Genomic DNA, 18,371 nt, shown 5'->3' on the forward strand with positions numbered 1-18,371 from the left:
GCCGAGCCCACGCCGGCCCCCGTGGCCGCGCCGCACAACGCCGAGAACCCGGAGCTCCCCAAGGGCGCGCCGGCGCCGAGCGAGCCTCCGGGCGCGGCGGACAAGAAGCCGGGCGGTTAGGTCCGCGTTTGGCCATCTGCTTGCAGCCTCGACCGCGGTCGCCTATGGCCGCGCTTCATCGCGAGACGCTGCAGTAAAGATCAGTGACAACGCTCACCACCCTCGCTCCGGCCAAGATCAACCTGACCCTCCACGTCCTCGGACGGCGGCCGGGTGACGGCTATCACGCGCTCGAAAGCCTCGTCGCCTTCGCCGGCATCGGCGACACGCTGACGCTGGAGCCGGGCGAAGCCCTGGGCCTCGACGTGTTCGGCCCGACGGCGGGCACCGTCGGGCCGACCGACGACAACCTCGTGCTGCGTGCGGCTCGCGACCTCGCCGCACGCGTGTCGTCGTTGCGGGTCGGTGCGTTCAGGCTCGAAAAACGCCTTCCCGTGGCCGCCGGGATTGGCGGTGGCTCGTCCGATGCGGCGGCTGCCCTGCGGCTGCTGGCGCAGCTCAACGATCTGCCCCTCGATCATCCCGCGATCGTCGCAGCCGCCCGTTCGGCCGGCGCCGACGTGCCGGTCTGCCTCGATCCGCGGGCGCGGATGATGTGTGGGGCCGGCGAAGAGATCGGGCCTGTCCTCGGACTTGCCCCGCTTCCGGCGCTGCTGATCAATCCCGGCGTGCCGGTGACGACCGCGCCGGTGTTCAAGGCGCTCGGACTGGCAGTCGGTCAAACGCTGCCGGGGGCTGGGCATCCGGCGGTCTGGAGCAATCTCGATGCCGACGCGGTCCTCGCCGCGATCGCGCCGGCCCGCAACGACCTGGAAGCCCCTGCCCTCACCGTGGCGCCGGTGATCGGCGACGCGCTCGGTGCCCTGCGCGATCAGCCGGGCTGCCGCCTCGCGCGGATGTCGGGCTCGGGTGCCACGGTGTTCGCGATCTTTTCGGACGATGGTGCGGCCGCGCGCGCTGCGGAGGCGATCCACGCCCTTCGGCCCGGCTGGTGGGTCGAGCCGACGACGCTGAGCTAGATCACGCTGCGTTTTGATCGAATCGATCAAAACGCAGAAAACGTGATCGATTCAAAGGTTTAGAGTAGGCTGCGAAAAACCGGTGCCACTTTTTCGCAGCCCGCTTTAGGGCACCGGCCCGAGAACAGGCCGGCAGCCCTCGGCAAGGCCGATGCTCGGATTAGAGGGCGGGTCAGTGCGCCCGGGCGATGCAGAAATCCACGACCTGCAGCAGCGCCGACTTCATCGGACCGTTGGGAAACAGCGCCAGCGCGTCGCGGGCCATGGCGCCGTAGTGGCGTGCGCGCTCGGTGGTGTCCTCCAACGCGCGGTGGCGGCGCAGGATGGTGAGGGCCGTCTCGAGGTCGCCGTCTTCGAGCTGGCCATCCTGCAGCGTGCGTCGCCAAAAAGCGCGCTCCTCGTCCGTGCCGCGGCGGAAGGCGAGCACGATCGGAAGGGTGATCTTGCCCTCGCGAAAATCGTCGCCGACGTTCTTGCCGAGGCTGGCGCTGGTGCCTCCGTAATCGAGCACGTCGTCGACGAGCTGGAAGGCGATGCCGAGATTCATTCCGTAGGATCGGCAGGCGGCCTGCTCCGCCCGCGGACGCTCGGCCAGCACTGGGCCGACTTCGCAGGCCGCAGCGAAGAGCTCGGCGGTCTTGGCGCGGATCACGGCAAGGTACTCGTCCTCCGAGGTCTCGGTGTTCTTGGCGGCGGTGAGCTGCATCACCTCGCCTTCGGCGATCACCGTGGCGGCCGCGGACAGGATGTCGAGGGCTCGGAGCGACCCGACCTCCACCATCATCCGGAAGGCCTGCCCCAGCAGGAAGTCGCCGACGAGGACGCTCGCCTCGTTGCCCCACTTGATGCGGGCGGCGACGCGACCGCGCCGCATGTCGCTCTCGTCCACGACATCGTCGTGCAGCAGTGTCGCCGTGTGCATGAACTCGACGCTGGCCGCGAGCTTCACGGCGCCGTCGTCGCTGCCGTAGCCGCAGAGGTCGGCGCTCGCGAGGGTCAGGATCGGCCGCAGGCGCTTGCCTCCGGAGGCGATCAGGTGCTGCGCCACCTCGGGGATCATGGTGACGGCCGAGCCGGTCCGCGACAGGATCGTCGCGTTGACCCGCTCCATCCCCCCGGCAACCAGGGCCAAGAGATCGTTCAGGGAGCTTTCCGGATCGGAGCGGCTCTCATCGAGGGAAACGACGACGCCCAATGCGCACCTGCCTGCCAGCATGTCCGCGCGGTTCGAGCCCGCGCCCGGAGGAAAGCGACCCCTTCGCACGCGACGTGCTGCCTCGCAACACGCGCGCCGTCGCATGGCTGGCTGGGACGACCGTGCGCGGCGGCTGACGGGGTGTTAGAGCAGGTTGGAACCTCAGGGATGGCCGCGCGCCCGTGATCGAGCTGATCCGCACCAACGACATCGTCCTGATCGGATTCGCGCGTTCGCTGCTCGAAGGGGCCGACATCCCCGTTCTCGTCGCCGACGAGCACATGAGCCTGATGGAGGGCTCGATCGGCGCTTTCGGGCGCCGTCTGCTCGTCCCCGACGATCTCGGCCGGCAGGCGCGGCGCATCCTCACCGATGCGGGGCTCGCCGCGGAACTTCGCGATGCCGGAGCCCGCTGAGCCGGACCTCTGGCTCGGCGGCCGTCTGCGCCTGCGCCAGCAGCCGCGTGGCGGACATCGCGCGGGGACCGACGCGGTGCTGCTGGCCCGCCTGTTCGAGCCGGGGCCGGACGATGTGGTCTGCGACCTCGGAGCGGGCACCGGTGCCATCGGCCTCGCCTATGCGAGCCTGTATCCGTCTTGCCGCGTTGTGCTGGTCGAACGAGACGATGCGGTCGCGGAACTGGCGCGCGAGAACGTTCGTGCGAACGGTTTCGCGGACCGCGTCGAGGTGGTCGAAGCCGACGTGCTGGCGCCGGGAGCACGTCGGCGCGCGGCGGGCCTTACCTCGGATCTCGCCGATATCCTGGTGACGAACCCACCCTTCTTCGAGCCGACGAGCCACCGCCCCTCCCCGATCGCGGCCAGAGCCTCCGCCCATACCTTCGTCGGCGATGGCCTGGACTGTTGGCTGCGCACGTGTGCCGATCTGCTGCGGCCCGGCGGCCGCCTCGGCCTGATCCATCGGGCCGACTGCCTGCCGATCTGCCTCGACGGCTTGCGCAACCGGTTCGGGGGCATCACGGTCCGCCCCGTTCACGCCAGCGCCGAACGCCCGGCGATCCGGGTGCTGATCAGTGCCGTGAAAGGTAGCAGGGGGCCGTTCTCGCTGCTGGCCCCGATGATTCTGCAGGACGCCTCCGGCCGGTTCACTGCCGAGGCCGATGCGATGCATCGGGGTGAGCCGCCTCCGTCATGAGAAGGAGCGCTCGAAAAGCGCTCCTTTCGTCGTCTTCGAACTCAAAAGAAAAACCGCCGACGGTAGTACCGCGGCCGGTAGTAGTGGCGCCGATAATAACGCGGGCGATAGTAGTAGCGCGGACGATAATAGCGCGGCCGGTAGTACCTGCGGCGAACGAAATAATAATAGGCCTTGTCGACGCTTGGAGACGGGCTGGTTTCGGCGACGATTGCGGAGATCGGCACCGGCGCCGCGTGGACGGTCGCACTGAGGCCGATCGCGCCTCCGAGCAAACCGATGATCAGAATCATCAAACGTAAGCCACGCATGTCGCCTCGCTTCCTCCGTTGAGTTTGCCGCCCCGTGTGCACGGTCGTGGCGCGTGGACGGATCGCGACTCGACACGCGCATATGATTCACAAACAACACTCAATGAAAATCGTCGATTTGTGCGAATTCTTATTTCGATGGGGTTGGACCACGTAGTCGGCGTGCACGAGGCGCAGAATTGGCCGCAAGTACCGTCGAAACGAAATAGACTTGCTGAAATCGTTCGCGAGCAGAGTGCTGCTGCCGGATCTCGATCGGTTCATGCCGTGAGGCCGGCCGCCGATCACGGAAATGACCGATGGGCACGGACCTTCATAAAAAAAAGGAGGGCGCCGACAAGGGCGCCCTCCACATTCGAAAGATGGCTCGACCCGGAGCGGCCGGGGCCGGCCCGGGCTGTCGATCAGTAGAAGAACCGACGACCGTAATAGGGCCGGCGATAGCCGTAGAACGGACGGCGATAGTAGGGCCGGCGATAGCCATAGAACGGGCGGCGATAGAACGGCCGTCCGTAACCGAAGCGCCGGCCGCCGTAGAAGCCGCGCCGTCCGTAGTAATAGGCTTTCGACACCGTCGCGCCTTCGACGCTGCCGCCGACGATCTCCGTCGCCGGCAGCGGCGCCGCATGGGCAGCAGCCGAGATTCCGACTGCGCCGCCAAGCATCGCAAACGCCACGATCATCCACCGAAACATACGCATCCGCTTGAACTCCTCCCGCTTCCCTCCGCCCATCATACGCAACCCGGCCGCGAGGACGGATCGCGGTGGCGGGTCAGGGAAACGACGCTGAGGCCGAAACGGTTCGTCGGTGACGGTTCGCGATAGCGTGATCGCGCCATGCGCTTTACGCAGGACGCCCCCAGCCCGCTTCCCGGACGCCAGCGACGATGCCGAGCACCACCGCGATCACCGACGGCCTGCGCCGGTTTCTTCCTGCGCGTTGGCGTCAGACGCCGCCACGCGTCGCCGTGCTGCGGCTGAACGGGGCGATCGGGGCGGTGTCGCCGTTGCGGCCGGGACTCTCGATCGGCAGCTTGGCGACGAGCCTGGAACGCGCCTTTTCCATGCCGCGCATCTGCGCGGTGGCGTTGATCATCAACTCGCCGGGCGGCTCCGCAGCGCAGTCGCATCTGATCTATCGGCGCATCCGCGCGCTGGCCGCCGAGAAGACGCTGCCGGTCTTCGCCTTCGTGGAGGATGCCGCCGCGAGCGGCGGCTACATGATCGCCTGCGCCGCCGACGAGATCGTCGCCGATCCGGCCTCGCTCGTCGGCTCGATCGGCGTGGTCTCGGCTGGCTTCGGCTTCGACAAGCTGATCGAGCGCATCGGCGTCGAGCGGCGCGTCCACACACAGGGCGAAGCGAAGGCGATGCTCGATCCGTTCCGACCCGAGGACCCCGCCGACGTCGAGCGCCTGAAGGCGATCCAGGCCGACATCCAGGATCTGTTCACGGGCCTCGTCACCGAGCGCCGCCCGAAACTGCCAGTGGGCCAGAACTTGTTCACGGGCGCCGTGTGGAGTGGGCGTCAGGCGCTGGCGATCGGGCTCGTCGATGCCGTCGGCGACCTGCGCGGCACCATGCGGGCGCGTTTCGGCGAGAAGGTCGAACTCAGGCTCGTCGCCGAAGCCAAGGGGTCGATCATTGCCCGCCTGCTGCGCCGGGCCGGCCCGGGCAGCACGGCGGCCGGCATTCCCGATGCCTGGATCGCGGCGATCGAGGAGCGCGCCGCCTGGGCGCGCTTCGGGCTCTGATCAGCGGGCCGCCGTGAGGCAACCGGCAGCGGTCGGGGCATAGCCGCTGTAGACCACGCGGACTTTTTTCGCGCAGGTCTCGGGTCCGGCTGCAGTGGCCACCGGTGCGACCTCGACCGGTGCGACGGCGACGGCCTGCGTGACGATGTCCGCCGGATCGGCCGTGGCGAAGGCTTGGGTCGCGCCGATCACCATCGGCGTCGCGACGAGGGAGGTGGCGACGAGGGCGGCGAAAACAGTGAAACCCTTGCGCATGGCGTGTCTGCCTGAGTGTTCGTCCACCCTCGGGTGGAGCTTGACCGTTCGATTGCTGCGTAAACTTGGCAGTCGGCTGCTGGTTCCAGTGTCAGCAGATTTGAACGGAACGGATGTGCAGGTCCGCACCGATTCCGCCTCGGATGGTGCGCTTCGGTTATGCTGCTTGGGAAAGTCCGATCGAATCCCATGTCGCGACGGAGTCCACCGTGCAGCCTGTCTACGATCTGCTCGTCATCGGCGGCGGCATCAACGGTGCCGGCATCGCGCGCGATGCCGCTGGTCGCGGTCTCAAGGTCCTGCTCTGCGAGCGAGGCGATCTCGCCGAATTCACCTCGTCGTCCAGCACCAAGCTGATCCACGGCGGCCTGCGTTATCTCGAATATTACGAGTTCCGGCTCGTCCGCGAGGCGCTGGCCGAGCGTGAGCGGCTTCTCAAGCTCGCGCCGCACATCATCTGGCCGCTGCGCTTCGTGCTGCCGCACGACGAGGGCTTGCGGCCGGCCTGGATGCTGCGCGTCGGCCTTTTTCTCTACGATCATCTCGCACGACTGCGCACGCTGCCGGGTTCGGCTTCGGTTCGCTTGCGAACATCGCCGATGGGTGCGCCGCTGCAGCAGCGGCTGACCAAGGGCTTCGTCTATTCGGACTGCTGGGTCGAGGACAGCCGGCTCGTCGTGCTCAACGCCATGGATGCACAGGCGCGCGGCGCCGAGATCCGCACCCGCACCGGCGTCGCCTCCGCCCGCCGCGAGGACGGGGCCTGGGTCGCGAGCCTGCGCGACGAGCGGACGGGCACATCGGAGACGGTGCGCGCCAAGGCGGTCGTCAATGCCGCCGGCCCCTGGGTCAGCGAGACGCTCGGCGAGACGCTCGGCATCAACAGCCGCTCGGCCGTGCGCCTGATCAAGGGCAGCCACATCGTGGTGAAGCGCCTGTTCGAGGGCGAGCAGGCCTACATCCTGCAGCAGCCCGACCAGCGCATCGTCTTCGCGATTCCCTACGAGCGCGACTTCACGCTGATCGGCACCACGGACGTCCCGTACGAGAACGAACCCGGTGCCGTGACGATCTCCGACGAGGAAACCAGTTACCTCTGCGACTGCATCAACCGGTCATTTACGAAGAGTATCGGGCCGGGGGACGTGGTCTGGAGCTATTCGGGCGTGCGCCCGCTCTACGACGATGCCGCCGCCAACGCCTCGGCCGTGACCCGCGACTACGTGCTCGACGTCTCCGACCAGGGCGGCGCGCTGCCCGTACTCTCTGTCTTCGGCGGCAAGATCACCACCTATCGGCGTCTCGCCGAGCACGCCCTCGAAAAACTCGAGCCGTTCTTTTCGGACTTGAAGCCGGCCTGGACGGCCGACGCGATCCTGCCGGGCGGCAATATGCCGGACGCCGATTTCGATTCTTTCCTGCTCACCCTACAGGCCGAGAAGCCGTTTGTGCCGCCTGAAACGGCACGACGTCTCGCGCGGGCCTACGGCACCCGGGCGCGCGACATCCTGAAGGGTGCCCAGTCGCTCGCCGATCTCGGCGAAGGTTTCGACGGCGGCCTCACCGCTCGCGAGGTCGATTATCTGCGCGACCGGGAATGGGTCGTCACCGCCCACGACATCCTCTGGCGCCGCTCGAAGCTCGGTCTGCGCACCAGTCCCGAGAGCGAAGCCCGGCTGCAGGCCTATCTCGACGGTAAGAGGGCCAAGGCCGCATGATCCGACTCGAGGGCGCCGACCGGCACAAGATCGGCAGCGCCAAAGACTCACAAAAAATCCCAGGGAGGGATGAGCCATGAGCCGTTACGTCGGTGCGATCGACCAGGGCACCACTTCGAGCCGCTTCATCGTGTTCGACCGCAAGGGCACCGTGGTGTCCGTGGCCCAGGAGGAGCACGAGCAGCTCTTTCCGCGTCCGGGCCAGGTCGAGCACGACCCGAAGGAGATCTGGAAGAAGACCCGCAAGGTCATGAAGAGGGCCCTGGAAAAGGCCGATCTCAAGCCGAAGGATCTCGTCGCCATCGGCATCACCAACCAGCGCGAGACCACGCTGATCTGGGACAAGACGACCGGCGAGCCGCTGCACAACGCGTTGGTCTGGCAGGACACCCGCAACGACCGCCTCGTCGCCGAGTTCGCCAAGGACGGCGGCACCAACCGTTTTCGCGACGTCACCGGGCTACCTCTGGCGAGCTACTTCTCGGGGCTCAAGCTGCGCTGGCTGCTCGACAACGTGAAGGGCGCCAGGGAGAAGGCCGAGGCCGGCGACGTCCTGTTCGGCAACATCGACAGCTGGTTGGTCTGGAACCTCACCGGCGGCGTCGACGGCGGCCTGCACTTGACCGATGTGACCAATGCCAGCCGCACGCAGCTGATGTCGTTGGAGACCCTCGACTGGGACGAGGGCATGCTGAAGGCCTTCGAAATCCCCCGCGCGATGCTGCCGAAGATCGTCTCGTCGAGCGAGCTCTACGGCGAGACCAAGGCGCCGTTCGCGGGCGTGCCGATCGCCGGCATTTTGGGCGACCAGCAGGCGGCTTTGTTCGGCCAGACCTGCTTCACGCCGGGCGAGGCCAAGAACACCTACGGCACCGGCTGCTTCGCGCTGATGAACACCGGCGAGACGCCCGTGCCCTCCAAAGCCGGCCTCGTCACGACGCTCGCCTACCGGCTCGACGGCGGTAAGCCCGTCTATGCGCTGGAGGGCTCGATCGCCGTCACCGGGTCGCTGGTGCAGTGGCTGCGCGACAATCTCGGGATGATCAAGGAGAGCGCAGAGGTCGAGACGCTGGCGGCCACCGTCGAGGACAACGGCGGCGTCTACTTCGTCCCAGCCTTCTCGGGCCTGTACGCGCCGCACTGGAACGACGCCGCGCGCGGCCTGATCATCGGGCTCACCCGCTACATCAATAAGGGTCACATCGCCCGCTCGGTGCTGGAGGCAACTGCCTTCCAGACCAAGGAGGTGCTGGAGGCGATGGAGACGGATTCCGGGATCGCCGTGAAGGAGCTGCGCTCGGATGGCGGCATGGTCGCCAACGACACGCTGATGCAGTTTCAGGCCGATATCCTCGACGTGCCGGTGGTGCGCCCGAAGGTGACCGAGACCACGGCGCTGGGCGCCGCGTACGCAGCCGGCCTCGCCACCGGCTACTGGCGGGACCTCGACGACCTCAAGCGGAACTGGAGCGTCGATCACCGTTGGGAGCCGCAAATGGATACGGCTCAGCGCAAGAAGATCTATGCGGCCTGGGGACGGGCGGTGAAGCGCTCGTTCGACTGGAAGACCGACGCCGATTGAGTCCTGTCCGCCGTCCATACGACGACCTCTGACCCGGGAATGCGCACCCCACCGAACCACCAAAAGACCGCGCGACAGGGAGGACACCGATGACCTCGCCATTCCTGGGCGAACTCTTGGGCACGATGATCCTGATCATCTTCGGCGACGGCGTCGTGGCGGGCGCGCTGTTGGCGAAGTCGAAGGGCGAGAACATGGGCTGGGTCGGCATCACCGCGAGCTGGTGCTTCGGCACCATCGCCGGGATCTTCGTGGCCACCGCGACCGGCAGCCCGGACGGGCACATCAACCCGGCGGTCACGCTGGCTGCCGCGGTCGCCACCGGAGACCTTGGCAAGCTCGGCGTTTACATTCCCGCGCAGATGATCGGCGCCTTCCTCGGCGCCACGATCGTCTGGCTGCATTACCTGCCGCATTGGGCAGCGACCGAGGACAAGCGCCTGAAGCTCGCCTGCTTCTGCACCGGCCCGGCGATCCGGGACACCAAGGCGAACCTGCTGTCGGAGATCATCGCGACCTTCGTGCTGATCCTGGTGATCGACGCGATCGTCTCGAAGGCGGTGGGTGCCGCGGGTCCGTTCCCGACGGGCGTGGCGCCGTACATCATCGGCGTGATGGTGTGGGGTATCGGCCTCTCGCTGGGCGGTCCCACCGGCTACGCGATCAACCCCGCCCGCGATCTCGGCCCGCGCATCGCCCATGCCGTTCTGCCGGTTGCCGGAAAGGGCGGCTCGGACTGGGGCTATGCCTGGATACCGGTGGCGGGGCCGGTGATCGGCGCCGCCGTCGCCGCGCTGTTCGTGGTGGCGGTCGGGATCTGAGCCGACTGGGAGCCGGCCGCCAGAATCCGCTATTATTCGGCCGGCGACGGAGCGGGCGCAACCGCATGGCCCAGCGTCTGGTCGGTCGTCGCGAGCTGGCCCTCCCACTTCGCGACGGCGACGGTGGCGACGCTGTTGCCGAGGACGTTGGTGGCCGAGCGGCCCATGTCCAGGAACTGGTCGATGCCGATGATCAGCAGCAGCCCCGCCTCGGGAATGTTGAAATGGGCGAGCGTGGCCGAGATCACGACGAGGGAGGCCCGCGGCACGCCGGCCATGCCCTTCGAGGTCACCATCAGCAGAAGCAGCATCGTGATCTGCTGGCTCCAGCTCAAGGTGATGTCGTAGGCCTGGGCGATGAACAGCACCGCGAAGGTGCAGTACATCATCGAGCCGTCGAGGTTGAACGAGTAGCCCATCGGCAGCACGAACGAGGTGATGCGGTTCGGCACGCCGAATTTTTCGAGGTTCGACAGGGTCTTCGGATAGGCCGCCTCGCTTGACGCCGTCGAGAAGGCGAGCACGAAGGGTTCCTTGATCAGGTTGACCAGCCGCACGATGCCGCTCGCACCGACCAGCAGGAATCCCACGAACAGCAGCACGCACCAGAGCACGCCGAGGCTGAGGTAGAACTCGACGAGGAACAGACCGTAGGTCGCGAGCACGCCGATGCCCTGCGTGGTGATCGTCGCCGCGATGGCCGCGAACACGGCGAACGGCGCGAAATTCATCACGTAGCCGGTGACCTTGAGCATCACCTCGGCGAGCGCCTCGACACCCTGCGCCAGCGGCCGGCCCTTTTCACCGATGGCGGCCAGTGCCACCCCGAAGAAGATCGAGAACACCACGATCTGAAGGATCTCGTTGTTCGCCATCGCTTCCACGGCGCTCTTGGGCACGAGGTGGGTGACGAACTCCTTCAGCGAGAGCGACGCGGTCTTGACCCCGTTGCCGGAATGGACGTCGGGCAGCGGCAGATCGAGGCTGTGCCCGGGCTGGAGCAGGTTGACCATGACCAGCCCGAGCATCAGCGAGCAGAGCGAGGCGCCGAGGAACCAGATCAGCGCCTTGCCGCCGACGCGGCCGACGGAGGCGGTGTCGCCCATATGCGCGATGCCGACGACGAGGGTCGAGAACACCAGCGGCGCGATGATCATCTTGATCAGCCGCAGGAAGATGTCGCTCACCAGGGCGATGTAGCCGGCGATCTCCTTGGCGGTCTCGGGATCGGTCCAGGTGATGCTGCAGACGTATCCGACGAGGATACCGAGCAGCATGCCGATGAAGATCAGCGTCGTCAGCCGGTTGCCGCTCACGTGCCTCTCCCCGCCATCATGTCCGCCGAGTTCTGAGGCACGAAGCGGACCGGGCGCAAGAGGCCGGTGCCGCGACGCCCGGGATCGCTGCCCGCCGGGGATCGTAGCCGGCCGCACGGGTCCGCCCCTCGCCTCTCCGGCCCGGCTGTGCTCAAAAGGCCCCGCTTCTCTCGAACGGACCAGATTTCATGATCCGCCGCCTCTACGAGTGGATACTCGCGCTCGCCGCCAAGCCCTCGGCACCCTGGGCGCTCGCGGCGGTGGCGTTCGCGGAAAGTTCGTTCTTTCCCGTCCCGCCCGATGCGATGCTGGTGCCGATGGCGGTGAGCCGGCCGGAGAAGGTCTGGTTCTACGCGGCGATCGCTACGGTGGCCTCGGTGCTCGGGGGCATCCTCGGCTATGCCATCGGTGCTCTGCTGTTCGACTCCGTCGGGCAGTGGCTGTTCAACCTCTACGGCCTCGCGGACAAGGCCGAGACGTTTCAGGCCTCCTACGCCAAGTACGGGCACTGGGTGATCCTGCTGAAGGGGCTGACGCCGATCCCCTACAAGCTCGTGACCATCACCTCGGGCTTCGCCCATTACGATCTGTTCTGGTTCGTTCTGCTCTCGGCGATCACGCGCGGCGCGCGATTCTTCATCCTGGCCGGCCTGCTCGGACGCTACGGCGTCTCGATCCGCGCCGTACTCGACCGGCATCTCAACGTCGCCGTGGCCTTGTTCGCGGCGGTCGTCATCCTCGGCTTCGTCGCGTTCAAGGCGATGCTTTGATGCGCGCGACCCTGCAGCGTCCCCGCAACGCGGCCCTCGTCGTCCTCGTCGGCGCGGCGCTGACGGTCGGCGGTGCGCTCTTCTTCGAGCATGGGCTCGGCTACGTCCCGTGCAAGCTCTGCCTGACGGAGCGCGTGCCCTACTACCTCGCCATCCTGCTGGCGCCGCTCGCCTACGTCGTGCCCGGACGTGGCGGTCGGCTGATCCTCGGCCTGATCGCCCTGGTGCTGCTCTACGGCGCCGGGCTCGGCGTCTACCATGCCGGTGCGGAGTGGGGGTTCTGGCCCGGTCCGAGCGATTGCGGCGGCGGCTCCGGCGCCGGGCCGGCCGATGTCGGCGACTTCCTGAAGGATCTCGCCTTCAAGCAGACGGTGGACTGCACCAAGGCGGCCTGGCGCTTTCTGGGCGTCTCGCTCGCCGGATGGAACGCGTTGCTCGCGTTCCTACTGGCCTCGATCGCCGGCAGCGCCGCGGTTTCGAAGTAAGGCGTTCGCGTCAGCCGGGAACCGGCCCGCACCATCCCGGCAGATACCCGGCATCCAGCGACTTCGCGAGGCCGAGCGCCTCTTCGAGCGCGGCCGTGAAATCCTGATCGACGGCCTTCCGCTTGATTCGGCGCCGCAGGAAATCCGCCCAGAGGAACTCGCTGAACGGCGTGGTGTCCTTGGCGAAGCCGCCCGCGCGCCGCAGCTCGCCGGCGAGGCTGCGGAACGGATCGTCGGCGAGGTCCGCGATCGTTTTGGGGACGTCGGAGAAGCCGGCGCGGACGCCGCTCGCGTCGTAGGGATGAACCCAGGCCTTGTGGTCGGCCACCGTCCAGAAGGCGTCCTTGTCGAGGGCGTGCAGGTCGGCGACGACCGTGACCGCCACGTTCTCCACCCCCTCCTCCTGCAGCGCGCGGGCGAGATGGTGATGGTCGATGACGTAGTGGCGTTTCTTTGGCCCGAGGAGCACCGGGATCATGTGCGAGCCGAGGAAGGCGGCACGCTTGTCCGGGTCGTGCTCGCGCCAGCGCTTGCGCTTCTCCTCGACCTCGCGGAAGCCGACGGTCATCTGCGTGGGGCGAAGCTCGGAGATGGGTACCGGCTTGAGCAGGGGTTCACGAGGCGCCATGGAATTGTCTCCGGGATCGTCAGTGGCGCGGAGGCCAGCGCCGGATTCCGGCGAAACGCAAGCCGGCGCGTTTCACGTTCGTGCGACGTCAGCCGTCGGCCAATCCGCCCATCTCGCAGATCAAGACCCACTCGGCCTCCGCCACCGGCTGTACGGACAGACGCGAATTGTTGACGAGCACCATGTCCTTCAGTCGCGGGACGGCCTTGATCGCATCGAGGGTCACGGGTGTTCGCAGCGGCTTCACCGCCTTGATGTCGACCATGCCGAACCGGCCCGACGCGTCGGTGTGGTCGGGGTGATACGGCTTGACCACTTCCACGATGCCGACGACGGCCTTGCCCTCGTTCGAGTGGTAGAAGAAGCCGCGCTCGCCGACCTCCATCGCCTGCATCTGGTTCTTGGCCAGATGGTTGCGCACCCCGGTCCACTCCGTGCCATGCTCCCCGGACGCGACCTGCATGTCCCAGGACCAGGTGGAGGGCTCGGACTTGAACAGCCAGTACGCCATCGTGATCGGGCTCCGCACGCGATGCCGGATCGTCTACACGGCGGCACGCTACCTCGGAAGCGCCTGCGCGCAGCGGCGCTCCGGTCCGGGCAGGCGCGTCGTCGGGAGGACTATCTTTCGCGGCCGAAGCGGCGCAATCTCGATCATCACCGGACGGGCACCACAGGCTCCGGTGGCTGAGGGCCGCGTGTGCCCCCGCCTGCAGGAACCGGGCAGACGCGTGGCGACCCTCCTCTCGATCTGATCGTCGTCGCAGCGCGCTTCCGGTGTCGGCCGTACGGCCTTCCCGCTGCCTTGCGTCGTGATCTGCTGCGCCCCGTCGTCGAAGGAAACGCCCTGCGACCGCCCCGGAGCGATCGGCGGCCGTTTCGTTCGCCGTGCTTCGATCGTCACGTCAACCGGACACTCGGGAGAGACCACCATGGCCAGCGAAAAGCAGCGCGGAAGCCGCGAGACGAAGAAGCCCAAGAAGGCGGTCGTGAAGACGAATGCCGCCGCGCCATCGACGAAAAACATCGTCAGCGATGCCGTGAAGGCCTCTGGGCGCAAATAACTCGGGGCGCAAGTAAGAGGCCCGGCCGTCGGTCCGACCGGTGGGCCTGTGCTCCCGGTCGGCCGATCGGCGTCCGCCGTGAGATCGATGGCGTTCGCATGAATGCGCGCTTTTATCGGCACTGGTGCGCCGCTTGCATGCAACCTCACCGACATTGTCGAAATCTCGTTTTTGGAAAGAGCGAATGCGTATTCTCGTCGGCTGTGAGATGACCTACGAATTCCAGTATCCGACGACCGTCATTGCGATGCTCAACGTCCATTCCTCGCGGTTCTCGGACCTCGAACGGCCGGATTATCTGCTGACGATTCCGGCGGTGCCGCTGGAGGGCTACCGCGACAGCTTCGGCAACTGGTGCATGCGCCTCGTCGCACCGGCCGGCCGCATGACGCTGAAGACCGACACGGTCGTGCGCGATCACAGCGAGAGCGACGCGCCGCCGGACACGAGCGCGACCGAAGCCGTCGCCTCCATGCTGCCGACCGATACGCTGCTGTTCCTGTTGGGCAGCCGCTATTGCGAGACGGACCGGCTCTCGAACATCGCCTGGGATCTCTTCGGGCATCTGACGCCCGGCTGGTCGCGGGTGCAGGCGATCTGCGACTACGTCCACAACCGGATCACCTTCGGCTACGAGCATTCGCGGCCGACGCGCACCGCCGCCGAAGTCTTCGAGGAGCAGCGCGGCGTCTGCCGCGACTACGCGCACCTCGCCATCGCCTTTTGCCGCTGCCTCAACATCCCGGCCCGCTACTGCACCGGCTACGTCAGCGACATCGGCCTGCCGTTGCCGCACGCGCCCGGGGATTTCGCGGCGTGGATGGAGGTCTTCATCGGCGGCCGCTGGCAGATGTTCGACCCGCGCAACAACAGCCCACGCATCGGCCGGATCCTGATCGCCTACGGGCGCGACGCAGCCGACGTGCCGTTGACGCTCACCTTCGGCCCGAACGCGCTCGTCGATTTCGTCGTGACGACGGAAGAGGCGCCCGACATAGGCCCGGTGTGATCCAGCGGCAGGATCACGGCCGGCGGACCGGTGCGCTTTTCGGACAACCGTCCGCGCACCGTTAGTCCTGCGCTTACCGTGGTTTCGGAAAGGCCGTCGAAGCCGGGCGCCCGACGCATCGGGCGCCGGCATTCTTAACCGCGTCCCCACGTCTCACGCCGCACAACCTCAGGATCGGCCCATGGCCGTCGATGAGGGAAGCCCGCCGTGGTTGCGTCCGCCCGTCCATCCAGAGCCGCACAGGCCGACCGGATCCTGCACGTGTTCCGTGCGCCGATCGGCGGCCTGTTCCGGCACGTGGCCGACCTGGCGCGGCTGCAGAGCGAAGCGGGCCACAAGGTCGGGATCGTCTGCGATTCCTCTACCGGCGGTCCGCGTGCCGAGCAGGCGCTCCGGGATCTGATGCCGTGGCTGGCGCTCGGCGTGAACCGGTTTCCGATGCGGCGAAACCCGCATGTCTCCGACCTCGCTGCCCTGACCGCGGTACGCGGGCTTGCCGAGCGCCTGCGCGCGACGGTGCTGCACGGCCATGGCGCGAAAGGCGGCATCTATGCACGCCTCGCTCCCGTACGTGCCGACGAGGCCCTGCCGGCTCCGATCCGGGCCTACACCCCCCATGGCGGCAGCTACAATTACCGGCCGGGCAGCCTCTTGCATCGGGCCTACATGGCGGCCGAAGGCGTCCTCGCCAGACGCACCGACGTATTCCTGTTCGAGAGCGCCTATGTCGCCGCGCGCCACCGCGCCTTCGTCGGCGAGCCCCGGTGCCAGATGCGCATCGTGCAGAACGGCCTCGGCGAGGCCGAGTTCGTGCCGATCGTCGCGGCGGACGCGCCGTACGATCTCGTCTATGTCGGCGAGCTTCGCGAAGCGAAGGGAATCCCCTGGCTGCTCGACGCGCTCGCGGCCCTGCACGCCCAAGGGCGGCCGCTCAGCCTGCTCATGGTCGGCTCCGGCCCGGATGCCGAGAGGTTGCAGGCCCAGGCCGCGCGGCTCGGCCTCGCCGATGCCGTGACCTTCGAGCCGCCGCAGCCGATACGCCCGGCGCTCGCCCGCGGGCGGGTCATGGTCGTCCCCTCGCTGGCCGAGTCATTGCCCTACGTCGTGCTCGAGGCCGCCGCCGCGCGGCAGCCGCTCGTCGCGACCGATGTCGGCGGCATTCCCGAGATCTTCGGCCCGAGAGCCTCCGACCTCGTTCCCGCGCGCGACGCCGTTGCGCTCGCCACGGCGATCGCCAGGGTTCTCGATATGACTCCGGAATCCCGCGACGCACTGTTCTCGGAGCTCAGCCTGTCGGTCCAGGCGCGCTTCTCGATGACGAAAATGGGAGCGGACGTGCTGTCGGGATACGCCGCGGCCGCCGCCGTCCGTATGCCGCAGTCGCTGCCGGCCCGCTCCGCGCCGGTCCAGATTGCATCGAAATCGGCCTGATCGACGCAACCGCCATTAAATCTTCCGAGAGCGCCGACCGGCAAAGATCGGCGGTCGGCGCGAACATTCCGTGCCAGTCTGGGCGTCTGCGATGAGTGCTTTCGGAGTCCGTGATCTGCTCGACGTTGCGGGTGCGCCCGGCACCGCCGGCCGATCCGACGCGCAGGAGGTGGGCGCTCGCTTCTCCGGACCGCCCGCTTCGGCGCAGCCGCCGGCGGAGGCGCTGGCGCCCGTCCTGAAGGGCCCTGCCCTCACCCCCGTGGTGCTGGCGGGCTGCGTGCGCGGTCTCGAAGTCGTCCTGCTCGCCGGCCTCGGCTTCGCCGTCCACCGGATCGCACTCGCCGGTGTCGTCCCGCTTGGCTGGTCCTACATCGTGGCGATCGTTGCCGTCGCCGGCCTCGCCGCTGCGTTCTTCCAGGTCGGCGGCTGCTATCGGATCGGGGCCTTCCGCAGCATCGCGAAGACGGCGGCGAAGCTCGCGGCCGGCTGGACGATGGCTTTCCTGATCGTGGCGACGGTCATGGTGTTCGCAAAGGTCGCCGACCATTACTCGCGGATCTGGCTGGCCAGCTTCTACGGCGGCGGCCTCGCCCTGCTCGCGATCGAACGCATCGCGCTCTTCGCCTTCACGGGCGTCCAGATGCGCAAGGGCCTGTTCGACCGGCGCACCGCCATCGTCGGCGGCGGCGAGGCCGCGGAGGAGCTGATCCGTTCGCTCGAAGCCTCCCCCGACAGCGGGATCAAGATCGTCGGCGTATTCGACGACCGCGGCGACATGCGCTCGACCGACGTCGTCGCCGGGCACCCGAAGCTCGGCAATGTCAGCGACCTCGTCGCCTATGCGCGGCGGGCACGCATCGACCTGATCGTCTTCACGATCCCGATCTCGGCCGAGACGCGGATCCTGCAGATGCTCGCCAAGCTCTGGGTGCTGCCGATCGACATCCGGCTCTCGGCACATGCGACGAAGCTTCGCCTCCGCCCGCGCGCCTATTCCTATCTCGGCGCCGTGCCGGTGCTCGACGTGTTCGACAAGCCCCTGGCCGACTGGGACATCGTCCTCAAGAACGTCTTCGACAAGGTCGTGGCCGTGCTGGCGCTGATCGCGCTCGCGCCGGTGATGCTTGCTGTGGCGCTCGCGGTGAAACTCGGCTCGAAGGGGCCGGTGCTGTTCAAGCAGCAGCGCTACGGCTTCAACAACGAGCAGATCGAGGTCTTCAAGTTCCGCTCGATGTATGTCGATCAGGCCGATTACGCCTCCGCCAAGCAGGTGACCCGGAGCGATCCGCGGGTCACGCGGGTCGGCCGTATCATCCGCAAGACCTCCCTCGACGAGTTGCCGCAACTCTTCAACGTGCTGAAGGGCAATCTCTCGCTCGTCGGCCCGCGCCCGCACGTCCTCCAGGCCAAGGCGGCGAACACCCTCTACGATCAGGTCGTCGACGGCTACTTCGCCCGGCACAAGGTCAAGCCCGGCATCACCGGTTGGGCGCAGATCAACGGCTGGCGGGGCGAGACCGACACGTCGGAGAAGCTGCAGCGGCGCGTCGAGCACGATCTCTACTACATCGAGAACTGGTCGATCCTGTTCGATCTGCAGATCCTGGCCACGACGCCGTTCGCGCTGTTCAAGACCGAGAACGCGTATTGATGCCGGCGGCCTTGAGCCTCGACTTGTAAACCGCCGGCAAGGAGCAACGGCGCGTCGCCGCTCGTTCGGCGTGCAGCCCCGAAGGCCACCGATACAAAGGCGTCCTGCCGGTCGCTCGCATGCAAACAGAAGGGGCGCGGATCTC

20 protein-coding genes are annotated in these 18,371 nt (G+C 67.5%); 13 read left to right on the forward strand and 7 right to left on the reverse strand.

From position 1 onward, the window contains the following. Positions 1–203: 203 nt before the first annotated feature. Entirely contained in the window at positions 204–1,079 is an 876-nt protein-coding gene (locus FV217_RS15480; protein ID WP_147818076.1) for a 4-(cytidine 5'-diphospho)-2-C-methyl-D-erythritol kinase, read from the forward strand. 172 nt (positions 1,080–1,251) lie between these two features. Here the strand turns inward: FV217_RS15480 and FV217_RS15485 are convergent, their stop codons facing one another. Beyond that, a complete protein-coding gene (locus tag FV217_RS15485; protein WP_238230672.1) occupies positions 1,252–2,274 on the reverse strand; it encodes a polyprenyl synthetase family protein in 1,023 nt (340 codons plus the stop codon). Between the two features lie 182 nt (positions 2,275–2,456). Here FV217_RS15485 and FV217_RS15490 point away from each other — a divergent pair, with 182 nt between their 5' ends. Together FV217_RS15490 and FV217_RS15495 are read left to right on the forward strand one after the other, a co-directional pair. Further along, complete coding sequence (locus FV217_RS15490) at positions 2,457–2,690, forward strand: DUF2007 domain-containing protein (protein WP_147818078.1); 234 nt, start codon at positions 2,457–2,459, stop codon at positions 2,688–2,690. Further along, on the forward strand, positions 2,674–3,429 hold the full coding sequence (locus tag FV217_RS15495; RefSeq protein WP_147818079.1) for a methyltransferase: 756 nt from the start codon (positions 2,674–2,676) through the stop codon (positions 3,427–3,429). The genes FV217_RS15490 and FV217_RS15495 overlap by 17 nt, the downstream gene beginning before the upstream one ends. A gap of 41 nt (positions 3,430–3,470) precedes the next feature. On the opposite strand, the gene FV217_RS15500 is transcribed toward FV217_RS15495, so the two are convergent. Together FV217_RS15500 and FV217_RS15505 are read right to left on the reverse strand one after the other, a co-directional pair. Next, the gene (locus FV217_RS15500; protein WP_210245143.1) at positions 3,471–3,740 is read right to left on the reverse strand and encodes a hypothetical protein; all 270 of its coding nucleotides are present in this window, start codon (positions 3,738–3,740) and stop codon (positions 3,471–3,473) included. A gap of 404 nt (positions 3,741–4,144) precedes the next feature. Further along, positions 4,145–4,441, reverse strand: a complete 297-nt coding sequence (locus FV217_RS15505; RefSeq protein WP_187272583.1) for a hypothetical protein — start codon at positions 4,439–4,441, stop codon at positions 4,145–4,147. 188 nt (positions 4,442–4,629) lie between these two features. Between FV217_RS15505 and FV217_RS15510 the strand changes: the two genes are divergently transcribed. Next, positions 4,630–5,496, forward strand: a complete 867-nt coding sequence (locus FV217_RS15510) for a S49 family peptidase (protein WP_147818081.1) — start codon at positions 4,630–4,632, stop codon at positions 5,494–5,496. Here the strand turns inward: FV217_RS15510 and FV217_RS15515 are convergent, their stop codons facing one another. Beyond that, entirely contained in the window at positions 5,497–5,751 is a 255-nt protein-coding gene (locus tag FV217_RS15515; protein WP_147818082.1) for a hypothetical protein, read from the reverse strand. A 209-nt stretch (positions 5,752–5,960) separates the two neighbouring features. Between FV217_RS15515 and glpD the strand changes: the two genes are divergently transcribed. The 3 genes from glpD to FV217_RS15530 all read left to right on the forward strand — a co-directional run bounded on the left by glpD (position 5,961) and on the right by FV217_RS15530 (position 9,872). Continuing rightward, entirely contained in the window at positions 5,961–7,469 is a 1,509-nt protein-coding gene (gene glpD / locus FV217_RS15520; protein WP_147818083.1) for a glycerol-3-phosphate dehydrogenase, read from the forward strand. A gap of 76 nt (positions 7,470–7,545) precedes the next feature. Further along, positions 7,546–9,051 carry a glycerol kinase GlpK gene (glpK, locus tag FV217_RS15525; protein ID WP_147818084.1) on the forward strand — a complete coding sequence of 502 codons (1,506 nt, stop codon included), beginning with the start codon at positions 7,546–7,548 and terminating at the stop codon, positions 9,049–9,051. An 89-nt stretch (positions 9,052–9,140) separates the two neighbouring features. Continuing rightward, positions 9,141–9,872 carry an MIP/aquaporin family protein gene (locus tag FV217_RS15530; protein ID WP_147818085.1) on the forward strand — a complete coding sequence of 244 codons (732 nt, stop codon included), beginning with the start codon at positions 9,141–9,143 and terminating at the stop codon, positions 9,870–9,872. 32 nt (positions 9,873–9,904) lie between these two features. Here the strand turns inward: FV217_RS15530 and FV217_RS15535 are convergent, their stop codons facing one another. Next, on the reverse strand, positions 9,905–11,188 hold the full coding sequence (locus tag FV217_RS15535; RefSeq protein WP_147818086.1) for a dicarboxylate/amino acid:cation symporter: 1,284 nt from the start codon (positions 11,186–11,188) through the stop codon (positions 9,905–9,907). A 188-nt stretch (positions 11,189–11,376) separates the two neighbouring features. Here FV217_RS15535 and FV217_RS15540 point away from each other — a divergent pair, with 188 nt between their 5' ends. Both FV217_RS15540 and FV217_RS15545 read left to right on the forward strand, forming a co-directional pair. Next, positions 11,377–11,958: a YqaA family protein gene (locus FV217_RS15540; protein ID WP_147818087.1), complete on the forward strand. Its 582-nt coding sequence runs from the start codon at positions 11,377–11,379 to the stop codon at positions 11,956–11,958. After that, on the forward strand, positions 11,958–12,443 hold the full coding sequence (locus FV217_RS15545; RefSeq protein ID WP_147818088.1) for a disulfide bond formation protein B: 486 nt from the start codon (positions 11,958–11,960) through the stop codon (positions 12,441–12,443). Before FV217_RS15540 ends, FV217_RS15545 begins: the two co-directional genes overlap by 1 nt. A gap of 10 nt (positions 12,444–12,453) precedes the next feature. Here FV217_RS15545 and FV217_RS15550 read toward each other — a convergent pair whose 3' ends face one another. Further along, positions 12,454–13,071: a ParB-like protein gene (locus tag FV217_RS15550; protein ID WP_147818089.1), complete on the reverse strand. Its 618-nt coding sequence runs from the start codon at positions 13,069–13,071 to the stop codon at positions 12,454–12,456. Positions 13,072–13,159: 88 nt separating this feature from the next. Further along, complete coding sequence (locus FV217_RS15555) at positions 13,160–13,582, reverse strand: EVE domain-containing protein (RefSeq protein ID WP_147818103.1); 423 nt, start codon at positions 13,580–13,582, stop codon at positions 13,160–13,162. 421 nt (positions 13,583–14,003) lie between these two features. On the opposite strand from FV217_RS15555, the gene FV217_RS23700 reads away from it, so the two are divergent. From FV217_RS23700 to FV217_RS15570, 4 genes are all read left to right on the forward strand, one after another. Further along, positions 14,004–14,135, forward strand: coding sequence for a hypothetical protein (locus FV217_RS23700; protein ID WP_281407173.1), 132 nt, complete (start codon positions 14,004–14,006; stop codon positions 14,133–14,135). 184 nt (positions 14,136–14,319) lie between these two features. After that, the gene (locus FV217_RS15560) at positions 14,320–15,144 is read left to right on the forward strand and encodes a transglutaminase family protein (protein ID WP_147818090.1); all 825 of its coding nucleotides are present in this window, start codon (positions 14,320–14,322) and stop codon (positions 15,142–15,144) included. A 207-nt stretch (positions 15,145–15,351) separates the two neighbouring features. Further along, on the forward strand, positions 15,352–16,575 hold the full coding sequence (locus FV217_RS15565) for a glycosyltransferase family 4 protein (protein ID WP_147818091.1): 1,224 nt from the start codon (positions 15,352–15,354) through the stop codon (positions 16,573–16,575). A 91-nt stretch (positions 16,576–16,666) separates the two neighbouring features. After that, positions 16,667–18,226, forward strand: coding sequence for an undecaprenyl-phosphate glucose phosphotransferase (locus FV217_RS15570; RefSeq protein WP_147818092.1), 1,560 nt, complete (start codon positions 16,667–16,669; stop codon positions 18,224–18,226). Positions 18,227–18,371 lie beyond the last annotated feature (145 nt).

The organism is Methylobacterium sp. WL9, assembly GCF_008040035.1.
In the GTDB taxonomy this organism is placed as follows: Bacteria; Pseudomonadota; Alphaproteobacteria; order Rhizobiales; family Beijerinckiaceae; genus Methylobacterium; species Methylobacterium thuringiense.

Coding starts and splice junctions, on each gene's coding strand:
- FV217_RS15495 (WP_147818079.1), top strand. CDS start 2,674: ATGCCGGAGCCCGCTGAGCCGGACCTCTGGCTCGGCGGCCGTCTGCGC.
- FV217_RS15500 (WP_210245143.1), bottom strand. CDS start 3,740: ATGCGTGGCTTACGTTTGATGATTCTGATCATCGGTTTGCTCGGAGGC.
- FV217_RS15505 (WP_187272583.1), bottom strand. CDS start 4,441: ATGCGTATGTTTCGGTGGATGATCGTGGCGTTTGCGATGCTTGGCGGC.
- FV217_RS15510 (WP_147818081.1), top strand. CDS start 4,630: ATGCCGAGCACCACCGCGATCACCGACGGCCTGCGCCGGTTTCTTCCT.
- FV217_RS15515 (WP_147818082.1), bottom strand. CDS start 5,751: ATGCGCAAGGGTTTCACTGTTTTCGCCGCCCTCGTCGCCACCTCCCTC.
- glpK (WP_147818084.1), top strand. CDS start 7,546: ATGAGCCGTTACGTCGGTGCGATCGACCAGGGCACCACTTCGAGCCGC.
- FV217_RS15530 (WP_147818085.1), top strand. CDS start 9,141: ATGACCTCGCCATTCCTGGGCGAACTCTTGGGCACGATGATCCTGATC.
- FV217_RS15540 (WP_147818087.1), top strand. CDS start 11,377: ATGATCCGCCGCCTCTACGAGTGGATACTCGCGCTCGCCGCCAAGCCC.
- FV217_RS15545 (WP_147818088.1), top strand. CDS start 11,958: ATGCGCGCGACCCTGCAGCGTCCCCGCAACGCGGCCCTCGTCGTCCTC.
- FV217_RS15550 (WP_147818089.1), bottom strand. CDS start 13,071: ATGGCGCCTCGTGAACCCCTGCTCAAGCCGGTACCCATCTCCGAGCTT.
- FV217_RS15555 (WP_147818103.1), bottom strand. CDS start 13,582: ATGGCGTACTGGCTGTTCAAGTCCGAGCCCTCCACCTGGTCCTGGGAC.
- FV217_RS23700 (WP_281407173.1), top strand. CDS start 14,004: ATGGCCAGCGAAAAGCAGCGCGGAAGCCGCGAGACGAAGAAGCCCAAG.
- FV217_RS15560 (WP_147818090.1), top strand. CDS start 14,320: ATGCGTATTCTCGTCGGCTGTGAGATGACCTACGAATTCCAGTATCCG.
- FV217_RS15570 (WP_147818092.1), top strand. CDS start 16,667: ATGAGTGCTTTCGGAGTCCGTGATCTGCTCGACGTTGCGGGTGCGCCC.